This is a genomic window from Halobaculum sp. EA56, from assembly GCF_051195075.1.
In the GTDB taxonomy this organism is placed as follows: domain Archaea; phylum Halobacteriota; class Halobacteria; order Halobacteriales; family Haloferacaceae; genus Halobaculum.
Window position 1 is genome coordinate 274,045 of the sequence record NZ_JBNTJX010000005.1, and the last position, 14,404, is coordinate 288,448.

Below are 14,404 nucleotides of genomic sequence, written 5' to 3' on the forward strand. Positions count from 1 at the left end.
CCCCCTGTCGGTCGTCCCGAAGATGTTCAGCCGGCGCCCGCGGGCGCTCGCGGCCACCCGAGCAGGCGGGCGTGGGGCGCCCACGCGAACGCGTTCGGGACAACGCCGAGTGTGGAGCGGACCCGAGGATCGGGTGATGACGACGGATCTCTCCGAGGCGAACGCGGACGGTGGCGTGGAGGTCGCGACGCTCGGCGACCCGGAGCGGGCGGACGCCGACGGGGGCGGCCCGCGGACGCCAGTCCTCGGCGGCGACCCGCGGGTCGTGTCGGTGACGCTCGACGCCGGCGAGACGATCCCGGAGCACGAGCACCCCGGGACGCGGGTGCTGTTCCTCGTGCGGTCCGGGACCGCGTCGGTGACGGTCGCCGGGAGCGAACGGACGCTCGACGCCGGGTCGGTCGCCCGGTTCGACGGCGGCGACGGCGTCGCCGTCGAGGCGGAGACGGACTGCGCGGCGCTGGTCGTGTTGAGCGAGGCGGAGGAGGAGAACTGACGGGTCACGCGGCCCCCTGCGGACCCGAGTAGACCGGACGGACGTCGACAGGCCGTTCACTCCCGCCAGATGGCGGTGAGCACCTCGTCCGCTCGCTCGGCGGTCGCGTGGCGGTATCCCCGCTCGTCGAGCTGGTCGAACAGGTGGACGGGGACGCGGTCGTTGCGCTGGAGCAGCACCGTCGCGTCGGGAATCGACTCCAGCGTCTCCAGCGTCCGCGTGAGCGGCTCCGGAGGCGGCGCCTCGCGCACGTCGATCCCCGTTGCGGCCCGCCCCTCGGGGACGCCGAGCGCCTCCAGGAGCTCGGCGTCGAGCGCGTCGACGGACGACGCGTCCGTCGGGTCGACGCCCCACGGCGGGTCGCCGGACGACGCCTCCGCGGTCGATCGGTCGCCCTGTTCGCCCTCGTACGTGGGTTCGTCCGGCTCGGAGTCGGTCATGGCGTCGGTCTGGCTGCCGTGGCGTCCGGGCGTGACGGTCGGTCGTCGGGGGCCGGCCCGGTCAGCCCCCGGCGGCCGGCGCGAGCGGCGAGCGCTCGGGGTCCACGTCGAGGGCGTCCTCGGCGAAGCGCTTGATCACCTTCCCCTCGGCGCGGTGGAGCCGCTCGCTCGCGGTCGACTTGGCGATGCCCTGGCGGTCCGCAAGCTCCGTCAGCGTCGTCTCGCGCGGGGTGTCGTAGTACCCCGCCTCGATGGCCGCCGTCAGCAGCTCGCGCTGGCCGTCCGTGAGGAGGTCCTCGGCGTCGAGCGCGTCGTGGACGTAGCCGACGCTGTAGTCGAACCCCATCGTCTCCAGCGCCGTCGCGAGCGCGGAGAGCCGGTCGCGCGAGCCCGCGACGGTGAGCTGTGCCGTCCCGTCGGCGACGACCACCGGGTGCTCGACGGGGAGCCGCGAGTCGCGCAGCGGCATCAGCAGCCGTGGGTCGGTGGTCTCGACGCGCAGGACGGCCTCGCGGACGTCCTCGGCGGCCCGCTGGAGCTCCACCTCCTCGACGCCGTCGGCCTCCTCGATGTCGCGGACGACGGCCGGCGCGTCGTCGGCCCGGAGGCTGATGAGCGCGACGCCGCCCTCGTCGGTCGGGAGCACCGACAGCACCGACAGCGTCGCCTCGGGGTGCGAGCGGGTCACCCGTCCGACCCACACGTCGTCGGGGAGCGTTACCTCGAGTCGGGCGCGCGCCATCGCCGATCACCTCGCCCCGTCGTCGCGGCCGGTCGCCGGGCCCGCCCCGCCGTCGGCCCGGTAGCCGCCTCCGGCGCCCCTGTCGGTGCGGTCCGCCCCGCCGGAGTCGTCGCCGAACAACAGGAGCAACAGGCCGAACACGAGCGGCGAGAGCGCGGCGCCGACGCCGCCGCCGAACAGGAGCCACGCGGGGGCGTCGCCCGCGCCGCCGCCCCCGTCGCCGCCGCTCGCGCCGTCCGCGGCCCCGCCGGCCGACTCGTTCCCCTCACCGGCGGGGTCCGTCGCCGGGGCCGTGCCCCCGGCGGACTCGCCGTCGCTGCCGCCGCTGTCGTCCCCGCCGGAGCCGCCCACCTCGACGTCGCCGACGACGACGGCGCCCTTCATGCCCAGCGCCTTGTGGGGGGTGCAGGCGTACCTGAACACGCCCGACTCCTCGAAGGTGTGGCTGAACGTGTGTCCCGCCTCGCCGACGAGTTCCGACTCGAAGGAGCCGTCCTCGGCGACGACGTTGTGCGACCCGCCGTTGCCGGTCCACTCCCAGACGACGGTCGTGCCGGGCTCCACGCGGACCGCGGCGGGACCGAAGCCGAAGGCGCCGCCGTTGGCCTCGACGCCCACCTCGACGGTCACCTCCCCGGCGCCCGTCTCGTCGACCACGCCGTCGTAGTTGCTCGTGTTCGAGAACCACTCGGCGAGCCCGCCGGAGGACTGGGCGGCCGCCGGCGCCGCCGCCGCGCCGCCCGCGGCCGCCATCCCGCCCGCGAGGGTCGTCCGGAGCACGGTCCGCCGCGACACCGATGGTGTTCGAGCGTCCGTCATACATGTTCGCGTAGGGAACCGTCGGAAAAGGGCGGGGGAGGTGGTTCCCAGCGACTGGGAACCGCCCGTCCCGTCGCGCGCGGCGGTGCGGCGGTGCGACGGGACCGGCGAGTCGACCCGGGCGCGTGTCGGCGTCCTCGCCGGCAGGCGTCGATACACGGCTTTAACCCCGACGAGACACCACTACCCGTATGGACGTATCCTTCCCCGAGCGCCGGGATCTGCGGACGTCGGCGGAGTCGACGACGACCACCGACGCGGGCCGCGAGGAAGCGTGAACCCGAGCCGCGTCGACTCCGTCGTCGATCTGACCTACGGGCTGCTGCTGGCCGTGGCTGTCGGGCTCATCCTCGTGCTCGGCACGGACGTCGGCGTCGCCTTCGGCCTCGGCGTCATCCTCTCGTTCGTCATCCACATCGCCTGGAAGATGGCGCGGTTCGACCCGCAGTGGATGACCACCGAGGTCCGCCAGACCGTCGAGGACACCGTCGCCGACACGGTCGACGAGTCCGTCGAGGAGACCGTCGGCGAGACCGTCGAGAAGACCGTGGGGGAGACGGTGGACAGGACGGTCGAGGAGAAGATGGACGAGACCGTGGAGAAGACCGTCGAGGAGACTGTCGGCGAGACAGTCGAGAAGACGGTCGGGGAGACGGTGAACAAGACCGTCGAGGAAACGGTGGACAAGACGGTCGAACAAACCGTGGACAAGACCGTCGGCGAGACCGTCGCGGACACGGTCGACAAGACGGTCGAGGAGAAGATGGACGAGGCGGTCGAGAAGACCGTCAGCGAGACCGTCGAGAAGACGGTCGAGGAGAAGATGGGCGAGCAGGTGGACGAGACGGTCGGGGAGACTGTCGAGGAAACGGTCGACGAGACCGTGGAGGAGAAGGTGGGCGAGACCGTCGAAGAGACCGTCGAGAAGACGGTGGAGGAGAAGGTAGGCGAGACCGTCGAAGAGACCGTCGAGAAGACGGTGGAGGAGAAGGTCGAAGAACGGGTCGAGGAGAAGGTGGACGAAACGGTCGACGAACAGCTCGACGGGAAGGCCGCGGCCGACGGGGACGGGACGGACGGCGAGGGCGACGAGGACGGCGGGGACGACTCCGAGAACTGATCCCGCACCGGACGAGAGAACAGGTACTTAGGCCCCCGGGAATTAGTACCGGTAATATGGCCGAGGTCCTTCTTTTCGTCGGGGTGCTCGTCGCGATGTTCGTCGGCTACAACATCGGCGGATCGACCACGGGGCCGGCGTTCGGGCCGGCCGTCGGCGCCGGCGCGGTGTCCAAGTCCACGGCGGCGGCGTTGATGACCGGGTTCTTCTTCCTCGGCGCGTGGACCATCGGCAGGCGCGTCGTCGACACCCTCGGGTCCGACCTCGTCACGAGCCCCGGCGTCTTCACGCTGGAGACGAGCATCGGCGTGCTGTTCTTCATCGGCCTCGCGCTGTTCGTCGGCAACGTCTTCGGCGTCCCGGCCTCGACGTCGATGACTGCCGTGGGCGCTATCGCCGGCCTCGGCGTCGCCAACGGCGCGCTCGACTGGGCGGTCATGGGCGGCATCGTCATCTGGTGGATCGTCGCCCCGGTGATCGGCTTCTGGGTGTCGCTGGTCATCGGGCGGTACTTCTACGGCCGGCTGGACCGCCTCCTCGCGATGGACCAGACCGAGGGGGCGGTGTTCCAGGTCGACCGATCGGACGGGCTGCTCCCGACGGTCTCCGTGCGCGAGGACGCCAGCAACAGGGAGGCGATCGGCGTCGTCTCGGTCGTCGTGATCGGCTGTCTGATGGCGTTCAGCTCCGGCACCTCCAACATCGCGAACGCCATCGCGCCGCTCGTCGGGTCCGGCGAGCTCGCGATGAACCCCGGAATCCTCATCGGCGGGCTCGCGGTCGGGATCGGGGCGTTCACCATCGCGCGGCGGACGCTGGAGACGATGGGCAGCGACATCACCGACCTCCCGCTGACGGCCGCCATCGTCGTCGCCACCGTGAGCGCGGCGCTGGTCGTGTTCCTCTCGTTCATCGGTATCCCTGCGAGCTTCGTCGTCATCGCGACGATGTCGATCGTCGGCCTCGGCTGGGGGCGCGCGACGCGGCCGATCAAGGTCACCGACGCGGTCCGCGGCGAGGCGGAGGAGACGCCGCCGGTGTCGGTCCACGCGCTCGCGGCCGACGGCGACGGCGACCCCGCCCCGCCCATCGGCGAGGAGGACCCCTCCGACATCCCCACCCCCGGGGAGCTGTTCGACCCCGCGACGACCGCCCGGGTCGTCCTCATGCAGAACGTCGTCCCGCTCATCTCGACGGTCGGCGCGTTCCTCACCTTCCGGTACGCCCCGTTCTTCTGACGGGACTCGAAACCTTTCGGCAGACCTAAAACCGCTCGGCGGCAGCCTCCGGTATGGACGAACGGCCGTACGACCTCGACGACGTGAGCGTCGTCATGGGCGCGTACAACGAGGCGGAGGCGATCGGCCCGGTGCTGGACGACATCGAGGCGGCCACCGAGGGTCGGGCGGAGGTCGTCGTCGTCGACAGCTCGGACGACGGGACCGCCGACATCGCCCGCGACCGCGGGGCTCGCGTCGTGAAGCAGCCGCCGAAGGGGTACGGCGCGGCGGTCCGGCGCGCGCTGCTGGAGGCGTCGAACCCGGTCCGGGTCACCACCGACTGCGACGGCACGTACCCGATGGAGCGGATCCCGGACTTCCTGGACCTGGTGAACGAGGGGTACGACGTGGTGAGCGGCGACCGCCTCTACCACGGCGCCGACACGATGCCGCCGCTGAACCGCCTCGGAAACAGGGTGTTCGCCGCGACCGCCAGCCTGCTCGGCGGCGAGCGCCTCCACGACGTGACCACGGGGATGCGCGCCTACCACGAGGACGTGATCGAGTCGGTCCGGTGGACCGAGAACACCGGCCTGTCCGCGGAACTGCTGATCCGCCCCGCGATGCGCGGCTACCGCGTCCGCCAGGAGCCCATCGAGTACGACGAACGCCTCGGGGAAACGAAGCTCGACCCGTTCTCCGGCGGCGCCGAGATCGGCAAGTCGATCCTGAAGTGCTGTCTGGAGGAGCGGGTCCGCGCGCTCCGGTAGCGCCGCGCCCGCCCCGTCTTCGAGAGGCGTCTACCGCCGCGTCGCCGGAACGACGGGCTTTTTGCCGGCCCCGGGGCTGTGAGCGTCCATGAGAGACGAGCGGAGCGGCGAGGAGAGCGTCCGCGACGCCATCGAGCACTCGCGCAGCGGCGCGCCGGCCGTCGGCGGCGTGGTGCGCGACCAGTTCGAGACGTACGAGGTGTTCCAGCGGATCGTCGCCGTCGCCGACGAGGAGGCGACGACCGGCGCGCGCGAGCTGTTCTTCAGCGCGCTCGCGGCGGGCTTCTCGATCACCGTCACGTACCTCCTGTACGCGTCGCTGACGGCCGCGACCGACCGCGACCCGATCGCCAGCGCCCTGCTGTACCCGCTGGGGTTCACGTTCATCATCCTCGGCGGCTACCAGCTGTACACCGAGAACACCCTCCCGCCGGTCGTGCTCCTCCTGGAGCGGCTGATAAGCGTCCCGAAACTCCTGACCATCTGGGGGCTCGTCCTCGCGGGCAACTTCGCGGGCGGCGGCCTCGGCGCGCTCGTGCTCGCACGGACGGGCGTGCTCTCGGCCGAGAGCGCGGCGGCGGCAACGTACCTCGCCGAGAAGGGCGTCGGGACGCCGTTCTGGGACCTCTTCTTCAAGGCCGTCTTCGCCGGCCTCATCGTCGCCGGCGTCGTCTGGCTGATGTACGCCGTCCGCGACAACGTCTCGCGCGTGCTGATCGTGTACGTCTCCTTCCTCGCGGTGCCGTTCGGCAACCTCTTTCACGTCGTCGTCTCGTTCACGGAGGCGCTGTACCTCGTGTTCACGGGCGCCGCCGCGGTCGCCCCCGTCATGCTCGGGTTCGTCCTCCCGGTGCTGCTCGGGAACACCATCGGCGGCGTCCTCCTCGTCACGGTCGTCAACTACTTCCAGACGACCGAGGAGCGCCTGGACATCGCCCGCTCCGACGGCACCGAGCGGAAGTTGACCCCGCGGGAACTCGTCTTCGGCGAACGCGCCGGGCGGTCGTACGTGCCGAGCCGTCCAGGCGACGACGACTGACGGACCGGCGACGGACGGTCGGCGGTCGACGGGCGGCCGGCGTGGGGGTCCTCCCGCGCCCCTCCCTCACTTCGTCGCCGTCCCGTTCGAGAACGTCACGTCGATCCCCCGGTCCGGCGGCGACTCCCCGACGCCGTCGGGGACACACCGCGTCGGCACCGGGCACCGCTCGGCGGTCGCGGTCAGCGCCCGGACCGTGCCGTCGATCCGCTCCAGCGGGAACGACAGCCGGTAGCTGTACCCGCTGGCGGGCCCGGTGGAGACGAACACCTCCACCTCGATCTCGTCGCCGTCGTCCAGCGGGAGGGTCGCGGCCCCTCCCTCGTCGCCTCCGTTCTCGGCACCGCCCCCGTCCCCGCCGCCGGCGACGACGAGCCCCTCGCCCGACACCCGGAGTTCGTCGCCCTCGACGACCAGCGACAGCGACAGCGGGCCGCCGCTGTCGGTCGCGACGAGGTACGTCGACCCGCGGTCGCCGGTGACGCGGACGGTCGTCCCCTCGACCGAGGCGGGGCGGCCGAGCGTCGCGTTCAGGTATATCCGGTCGCCGGCGACGCGCTCGACCTCGCGGATCCCCCCGCGGACCGTCGAGCCGTCCGTCGGCACCCACGTTCCCGTGTAGACGTAGCGGTAGAGGTCCCTGTCGGGGTACGTCCGGGCGACCGCCAGTTCCCGGACGCCGCCGAGCGCGTACACCCTGGGGCCGTCGAAGTCGGGGTCGTTGCGGAGCGCCTGGAACGGGTGGTTGAGCCACGGGCCGTACGGCGTCGGGAGGAACACGACCGAGCCCGGCGGGACACCGGCGCCGGCGTTGCCCTCGGCCACGAGCGGGCCGTAGCCGGCGCGGAGTTCCTCGGTCACCTCGGCGTTGCGCTCGACCGTCTCGCCGACGGCGCCGGCGGCGACGCCGCCCGCGGCCGCGCCGGCGACGAGTAGCGCGACCGTCGCGACCGCGCGGGCGTGTGTCGGGTCGATCCGACCCCGCCGCTCCGCGAGGGCCGTCGCCGCCGCGCGCAGGCCGTCCGCGAGCGCGACGCACGCGACCGCCGCGAACACCGCCGTCGGGACGATCAGGTCGTAGTGGTAGTACGGGCCGAGATAGTAGATCAGGCCGTCCGTCCGCACCTCCAGCGCCCCGAGGACGTTGAAGTTGCCCCAGAAGGCGACGTTGCCGGCGGCGACCGTCGCGAACGTCGCCGCCAGCAGGCCGCGCCGGACGCGCCCGCCGGGCGCGCGCCGAGCGGACCCCGGGGCGCCCCTGTCCGGTCCCGGGACGCCCCGGCCCGCGAGCGCGAGCGCGACGCCGACCGCCGCCGCCGCGGCGCCGAGCGATCCGGCGACGACCCAGTCGGTGAGGAGGGTGTCCAGGACGATCCGGTTGGCCTCGACCCCGAGGTCGACGGTGTAGTTCACCTCGTGGCCGAGGATCTCCCGCTCGCCGAAGCCCACGCCGTCCTCCGGCGCGAACGCGAGGTACGGGAACACCAGCGGGTCGCCCGTCACCGCGGCGTTGTAGCCGAGCGTGACCAGCACGCCCGCGCTCCCCAGCGCCGCGGTGACGGCGCGGCGGACGAACAGCCCCCGCGCGTGCCCGTTCGCGGGCGATCGGACGAGACCTGCGGCCGCGAGGGGGACGCGCCACGCGCCCGAGGCGGCGAGCGTGACGACCGCGTGTGCGACGAACGGGAGCGCGAACAGCACGGCCGTGTACGGCCGCGCGAAGAACGCGAGGCCGACGGCGACGCCCGCGAGCGTCGCGTCTCGCCGGCTCCCGCGACGTTCGCCCCGGAGATACGACACCGCGAACGCGACGTTCAGCGCCGTCGTGAGCGCGTACGGGAGGAACACGCCGGCGTGGACGACGAACAGCGGCGTCGCGAGCAGGAGGACGCCGGCGAGCAGGCCGACGCGCGCGTCGAACAGCTCCCGCCCCAGGGCGACCGTGCCCGCGACGAGGCCCGCCGCGATCCCCGCCAGCGCGACCGTGTAGCCCCCGAGGAGCCGACCGAGCGCGAAGACGGCCGCCGGGACGGGCGCGTACTTCGAGTACAGCCCCCGCGGGCTCTCGACGAAGAACCACGGCCGGAAGGCGTCCTCGACGGGCGGGCGCAGGAACAACCGACCGGCCAGGAGCAGCTCGGCCTGCTGGAGGTACACGCCCTCGTCGTGGTTGAGCGAGCGGAACGGGAACACCTCGCCGGCGACGACGAGGGCGACGAGGGCCCCCGCGAGCGCGAGCACCCCGGCGCCGACGCGGGCCGGGTCGACCGACCCGACACGCTCGGGGAGCGCCCCGACGGGCGACGAACGCCGCGCCCCCCGGGCGTCGCCCCCCTCGGGTGGTGACCGGTCCGACATCTACTCCGCCGGGTACCACGCGAGCGCGTGGTCGGCGACGAGCGTCACCGCGACCGGCTCGCCGACCGCGAACTCCTCGGTGTGGTTGTGGAGACACCTGACGACCGTTCCGTCGTTCAGCCGGACGTGGTAGACGAACGACGGGCCGGTGTACTGTCGGCGGATCACCTCGCCGTCGGCGTCGCCCTCGGCGACCGGCGTCGCCCGCAGGTCGTCCGGCCGGACGAGCACGTCGACGCCGGTCCCGACGTAGGCGTCGTCGAGCCCCTTCAGCCGGTCGCGGTCGTAGGAGCCCACCGCCGTCTCGACGCCGTCCCCGGTCACGCGCGCCGGGAGGAAGCTCGCCTGCCCGAGGAAGGAGGCGACGAACCGCGAGGCGGGGTGCTCGAACACCTCGCCCGGCGTCCCCACCTGTTCGACGGCGCCGTCGTTGACGACGGCGACGCGGTCCGACAGCGACAGCGCCTCCTCCTGGTCGTGGGTGACGGAGACGGCGGTGACGCCCGCCTCCTCGAGGATCCGCTTCACCTCCTCGCGCATCCGCACCCGGAGGCTCACGTCGAGGTTCGAGAACGGCTCGTCCAGCAGGAGCACGTCCGGCTCCGGCGCCAGCGAGCGCGCGAGCGCCACGCGCTGGCGCTGCCCGCCCGAGAGGTCGCCCGGCGAGCGGTCGCCGTAGTCGGCGAGGCCCACCAGGTCCAGGAGGTCGGCCACGCGCTCGTCGGCCTCGGCGGAGTCCGGGTCCTCCAGCCCGAAGGCGACGTTCTCCGCCACCGTGAGGTGGGGGAACAGCGCGAACTCCTGGAACACGAGCCCCACGTCGCGCTCCTCCGGCGGGACGACGGACCCCTCGCCGGCGACGACCTCGCCGCCGACCGAGATGGTGCCCTCGGTGGGCGTCTCCAGCCCGGCGACGAGCCGGAGGGTCGTCGTCTTCCCGCACCCGGAGGGGCCGAGCAGGGTGACCAGTTCGCCCTCGCGGACCGTCAGGTCCATGCCCGACACCGCCGTCTCGGAGCCGTACCGCTTCACGACGCCGTCCAGTTCCAGGACCACGTCCGGCTCGGCGCGGTCGGCCGACCGGGACGCCCCGTCGTCGGCGACGACGACGGGGTCGACCGCGTCGGCCGCGTCGCCGCCGTCGGTCCCCGCGCCCACGGCCGTCCCGCCGTCCGGCGCGGCGGTCGAGGCGGCCGTGTCTCCCCCGCCGGGCGGGGCGCCGTCCGTCCGGGCGTCGCCGTCGGCGGTCGCTGGCTCCGTGTCGCTCGCGTCGCCGTCCCGGGGTACTGTGTCGTCAGGCATCGTCGTTCGATCGCAGCAGCGGCACCATCGAGAGGCCGGAGACGGCGACCAGCACCAGCGCCGGCAGCGCGGCCCGGCCGTAGTAGCCGGCCTCCTGAACTCGCCAGATGTAGGTCACTATCGTTGTAAACCCTGTCGGATGGAGGATGAGCGTGGTGTCGAGCTCCTTCATCGTCGTGAGGAACACGAGCGCGGCGCCCGCGAGCAGCCCCGGCGAGATGAGCGGGAGCGTCACCCGCCGGAACGCCCCGCCGGGCGACTCGCCGAGCAGGCGCGCCGCGCCCACCAGGTCCCGGTCGACGCCCAGAACCGACGAGCGCGTCGCGCCCACCGCCTGCGGCAGGAACCGGACCACGTACGCGAACACGAGGAGCGGCAGCGACTGGTACACCACCCGCGCCGCCACCGGGCTCACCGTGTCGCGGAGCCACTGGCTGGAGAAGAACACCAGCGCCAGCCCGAGCACGACGCCCGGCATCGCGTACCCGAGGTACGTCGCCCGCTCGGAGAGCCACGCGAGGGTGGAGTCGGAACGCCCGGCGTAGTAGGCGACCGGCAGCGCGAACAGCACCGTCACCGCCGCCGCGAGCGCCGCGACGTACACCGAGTTCGTGGCGAACGCCGCCCGGAACGCCAGCCCGCCGCCGCTGTACCCCGGCCCCGAGCGCACGAGCCACATCGCCAGGATGCCCACCGGGAGCGCGAGCGTGAACAGGCTCACCAGTGCCGGGACGAGCGCGGCGAGCCACCGGAACGGGCCGAGCGGGACGACCGCGCTCGCCGACGACGGCGTGCCGTATCCGGCGGCGGTATCGCCGCTGACGCGCGATTCGAGCGCGAGGACGACGGCGGTCACCGCGAGCAGCTGGATCGACAACAGCGTCGCGTTCGCCCGTCCGATGCCGAAGCTGTTCAGCTCCACGTAGATGACGCGCGTGAACACGTCGAAGCGCATGATCGCGGGCGTCCCGAAGTCCGAGAGGGTGTACAGCGCGACCAGCAGCGCCCCCGCGGTGACGCCCGGCGCGATCTGCGGGAGGATCACCCGGCGGAACGCCTCGGGGTAGCTCTGGTTCAGCGTCCGCGCCGCCTCCAGTTGCGCGGTGTCAAACGACAGCAGGGACGCGCGCGTCGTCAGGAACACGTAGGGGTACGTGAACAGCGTCAACACCAGCGCCGTCCCCCCGAGGCCGTACACCGTCGGGAGGTACGGCGTCACGAACCCGAGCCCCGACTGCGTCAGCAGGTCCGGCAGGGCGCCGCTGGGGCCGAACGCCGACACGTACGCGAACGCGCCGATGTAGCTGGGGACGACCAGCGGGAGCGCCGCGACGACCGTCCAGAAGCGGCGGAACGGGAGGTCCGTCTGCACCGTGAGCACGGCGAGCGGGACGCCCACCGCGACGGAGGCGCCGGTGACGACCCCGACGAGCACGAGGCTGTTGGCGAGCACCTCGGTCGTCGTCCCCGAGGCGACCAGCGAGAGGGCGTCGTCGAGCGACAGCGACGCGGCGCTGACGAGCAGCCACGCGAGCGGGGACACCACGGCCGCCGCGACCGCCGCGGCGAGGACCGCGACCGCCACCCCGGGCTCCTCGTCGCCGTCGGCGACCAGCCCGCGGACGCGGCCGAACCCCCCGCCGGAGCTCATCTCAGCGACCCTCCCGCATCACAGCACCCCGACGTCGCGCATCAGCTCGAGGGTCGGCTGGATGTTCGACAGCTCGGTCAGGTCGATGCTCGGCGGGTTCAGCTCGTCGATGGTCGGCAGGCCTCCCACCGGCGGGACGCCCGGGATCATCGGGTACGCGTACGTCCGGGTGGCGAAGAACTCCTGGGCCTCCGCCGACAGCAGGTGCCGGAGGAAATCGAACGCCAGTTCCTGGTTCTGGCTCGCCGACAGCACCGCCGCGCCGGCGGCGTTGATCAGCGCGCCCGCGTCGCCGCTGGTGAACGCCAGGTCGATCGGCGCGTTCGGGCGGGCCGCCTGGACCCGCAGCGCGTAGTAGTGGTTCGCGAAGCCGGCGTCGAGCGCGCCGTCGGCGACGGCGTTGGAGACGAGGAACTCGTTGTTGAACTCGGTGACGCCCGCGTCGAGCATCCCCCGGAGCCACTCGCGGGTGGCCTCCTCGCCCTCGATGATCCGCATCGCCGTGACGAACGACTGGAAGGCGCCGTAGGTGGGCGCCCAGCCGATGGCGTCGCGGAACGCCTCGGTCTCGGGGAACTCCATCACGCTGTCGGGCACGTCGTCACGGGACAGCTCGGCGGTGTTGTACGGCACGGCACGGGCACGCCCCGCCGTCCCCACCCACTGGTCCTCGGGGTGGAACTCCTCGGGGACCGGGTCCACGACCTCGCCCGGCAGTTCGGCGGTCAGGCCCTCGTTCGCGACGGCCGCCAGCGACCCGGCGTCGACCGACCAGAACACGTCGGCGGGCGTCGCCGAGCCCTCGCTGATGATCGTGTTCGCGGCGTCGGCGGTGCCGGACTCGCGGAGCTGCGGGTCGAAGTCCGGGTAGATGTCGCGGAACCGGGCGACGAGGTCGCGGTAGAGGCCGCCCTCGCCGCCGCCGAGGTAGACGGTCAGCTCGCCGCTGAGGTTCGGCAGGTCCTCGATACGGGTACCGCCCAGTTGCCCCCGGCCGGAGGCGAGCGGGCCGGAGCCGCGGAAGTCGTCGAACGCCGCGCCGACGGAGTCGCCGGTACCGTTGCCGGCGCCTCCGCCGCCGGCACCGCCCCCGCCGCCCCCGGAATCGTCGCCGCCGAGGACGCCGTTACAGCCGGCCAGTCCGGCCGCCCCGGCCGCGCCGAGGCCCGCGAGCACCTTCCGTCGCCCGTACGCCCGCCGTCCGTCCGTGTGCGTGTCGTCGTGGGTCATGTCGGTGTCGGTCGTGTCGTCAGTCATCCGCGACCACCTCCGCGGCCTCGCCGGCGGCTGCGCGCGTCGCCGCCCCCTCGACGCGGTCGAGGCAGTCGAGCCAGTCGCGCATGTACTCGCCGCAGTGGTTGAGGAACGCGCCGTTGTTCCACCCGGAGAAGTCGCCCTCCGCGAGCGCGTCGGCCATCTCCGCGAACGCGCCCTCGAAGGAATCGGCGTCGTCGCCGACGCCGTCGAGCACCTCCCAGACGTGCTCGTTCAGCTCCAGACCGGCGACCTCGTTCGCGAGGTCGTCGAACGTCGAGCGCGGCGCCTTGTTGTGCTCGCACAGCGGGCCGCCGTTGTACACCTGCTTGCCCAGCACGTCCGCCGCCCGCTTGAGGAACAGCCCGGACCAGATGTCGTCGAAGCGGCCCACCTCCCACTCGTTGTCGTCCATCGGGAGCTGGTAGAACGCGGGGATCACCTCCCGGCGGAACGCGAGGTTCATCGAGCAGACGGTGAGGTACTCCCCCTCGGCGGCGACGAAGTCGCGCCGGAAGTCCTCGCGGGTCGTCCGGGTCTCCGCCTGCCCCCGCAGGTCGCCGTCCATCAGGATGCGCACGGCGTCGAGGTCGGGGACGTTCGTCCACAGCCCCTGGGAGGCGACCACGCTGTCCACGTACTCGGTGTCGGTCTCGACCGTCTCGCCCATCGCCGCGTAGGGGTAGCCGCGCGGGTAGAGGTCGGTGTCCGACTGGTAGAGCACGTTCACCCACGACTCGTCGGAGCTGACGGACTCGATCTCGCCCTCGAACGCGAGGTTCGCCATGTGCCCCCCGAAGAAGTCGTCCTCCGGGTGCGGGAGGGTGTCGTCGTCGATGAAGACCCCGTACTCGAAGCGCTCGTGGGCCCACATGTACAGCAGCCCGAAGGACGTCTGCGCGTGGCTCGCGGCGGGCACGAGGTGGGAGAACTCGGCGGCGTCGTGCGACTCGAACCACGCCTCGCGCGCGCTGCCGTCGAAGACGGCCCCGTCGACGCCCTCCTCCTCCAGCATCGCGCGCATGTCGGCGGTGTCACAGAAGTCCTCGGTGACGAGGACGAAGAACAGCCGGTCCGTGTCGAAGCCGTGCTCGCGCGCGTTGTCGACGTACGCCCGGAGACACTCGTACTCCCTGATAGTCGGGATGACCACGCAGATGTCCTGCGGTGTGCTCATTCGCCGCCAACATCGA

The 14,404-nt window shown here is 72.7% G+C and carries 12 protein-coding genes and 1 pseudogene; 5 read left to right on the forward strand and 8 right to left on the reverse strand.

Going from position 1 to position 14,404, the window contains the following annotated elements; all coding sequences use genetic code 11:
* The first annotated feature begins 136 nt into the window (after positions 1-136).
* Complete coding sequence (locus ACQUQ1_RS11065; RefSeq protein WP_435064356.1) at positions 137-496, forward strand: cupin domain-containing protein; 360 nt, start codon at positions 137-139, stop codon at positions 494-496.
* A 56-nt stretch (positions 497-552) separates the two neighbouring features.
* Here ACQUQ1_RS11065 and ACQUQ1_RS11070 read toward each other — a convergent pair whose 3' ends face one another.
* The 3 genes from ACQUQ1_RS11070 to ACQUQ1_RS11080 all read right to left on the reverse strand — a co-directional run bounded on the left by ACQUQ1_RS11070 (position 553) and on the right by ACQUQ1_RS11080 (position 2,497).
* Positions 553-936, reverse strand: coding sequence for a DUF2249 domain-containing protein (locus ACQUQ1_RS11070; RefSeq protein WP_435064357.1), 384 nt, complete (start codon positions 934-936; stop codon positions 553-555).
* A gap of 61 nt (positions 937-997) precedes the next feature.
* Positions 998-1,678, reverse strand: coding sequence for a helix-turn-helix domain-containing protein (locus ACQUQ1_RS11075; protein ID WP_435064358.1), 681 nt, complete (start codon positions 1,676-1,678; stop codon positions 998-1,000).
* A gap of 6 nt (positions 1,679-1,684) precedes the next feature.
* On the reverse strand, positions 1,685-2,497 hold the full coding sequence (locus ACQUQ1_RS11080) for a halocyanin domain-containing protein (protein WP_435064359.1): 813 nt from the start codon (positions 2,495-2,497) through the stop codon (positions 1,685-1,687).
* A 274-nt stretch (positions 2,498-2,771) separates the two neighbouring features.
* Here ACQUQ1_RS11080 and ACQUQ1_RS11085 point away from each other — a divergent pair, with 274 nt between their 5' ends.
* From ACQUQ1_RS11085 to ACQUQ1_RS11100, 4 genes and pseudogenes are all read left to right on the forward strand, one after another.
* Complete coding sequence (locus tag ACQUQ1_RS11085; RefSeq protein WP_435064360.1) at positions 2,772-3,617, forward strand: hypothetical protein; 846 nt, start codon at positions 2,772-2,774, stop codon at positions 3,615-3,617.
* A 56-nt stretch (positions 3,618-3,673) separates the two neighbouring features.
* On the forward strand, positions 3,674-4,855 hold the full coding sequence (locus tag ACQUQ1_RS11090; RefSeq protein WP_435064361.1) for an anion permease: 1,182 nt from the start codon (positions 3,674-3,676) through the stop codon (positions 4,853-4,855).
* A 53-nt stretch (positions 4,856-4,908) separates the two neighbouring features.
* Positions 4,909-5,607 carry a dolichyl-phosphate hexose transferase gene (locus tag ACQUQ1_RS11095; RefSeq protein WP_435064362.1) on the forward strand — a complete coding sequence of 233 codons (699 nt, stop codon included), beginning with the start codon at positions 4,909-4,911 and terminating at the stop codon, positions 5,605-5,607.
* Between the two features lie 88 nt (positions 5,608-5,695).
* Positions 5,696-6,622 (forward strand): annotated as a pseudogene (locus tag ACQUQ1_RS11100) (formate/nitrite transporter family protein); the annotation flags it as partial.
* A 90-nt stretch (positions 6,623-6,712) separates the two neighbouring features.
* Here the strand turns inward: ACQUQ1_RS11100 and ACQUQ1_RS11105 are convergent.
* From ACQUQ1_RS11105 to ACQUQ1_RS11125, 5 genes are read right to left on the reverse strand one after another with little or no spacing between them, the layout of a single operon-like run.
* Positions 6,713-9,004, reverse strand: coding sequence for an ArnT family glycosyltransferase (locus ACQUQ1_RS11105; protein ID WP_435064363.1), 2,292 nt, complete (start codon positions 9,002-9,004; stop codon positions 6,713-6,715).
* Positions 9,005-10,306, reverse strand: coding sequence for an ABC transporter ATP-binding protein (locus ACQUQ1_RS11110; RefSeq protein ID WP_435064364.1), 1,302 nt, complete (start codon positions 10,304-10,306; stop codon positions 9,005-9,007).
* Complete coding sequence (locus ACQUQ1_RS11115; protein WP_435064365.1) at positions 10,299-11,957, reverse strand: ABC transporter permease; 1,659 nt, start codon at positions 11,955-11,957, stop codon at positions 10,299-10,301. The genes ACQUQ1_RS11110 and ACQUQ1_RS11115 overlap by 8 nt, the downstream gene beginning before the upstream one ends.
* Before the next feature lie 18 nt (positions 11,958-11,975).
* Positions 11,976-13,214 carry an extracellular solute-binding protein gene (locus ACQUQ1_RS11120; protein WP_435064366.1) on the reverse strand — a complete coding sequence of 413 codons (1,239 nt, stop codon included), beginning with the start codon at positions 13,212-13,214 and terminating at the stop codon, positions 11,976-11,978.
* On the reverse strand, positions 13,207-14,388 hold the full coding sequence (locus tag ACQUQ1_RS11125; RefSeq protein WP_435064367.1) for an alpha-1 4-glucan-protein synthase: 1,182 nt from the start codon (positions 14,386-14,388) through the stop codon (positions 13,207-13,209). Before ACQUQ1_RS11125 ends, ACQUQ1_RS11120 begins: the two co-directional genes overlap by 8 nt.
* Positions 14,389-14,404 lie beyond the last annotated feature (16 nt).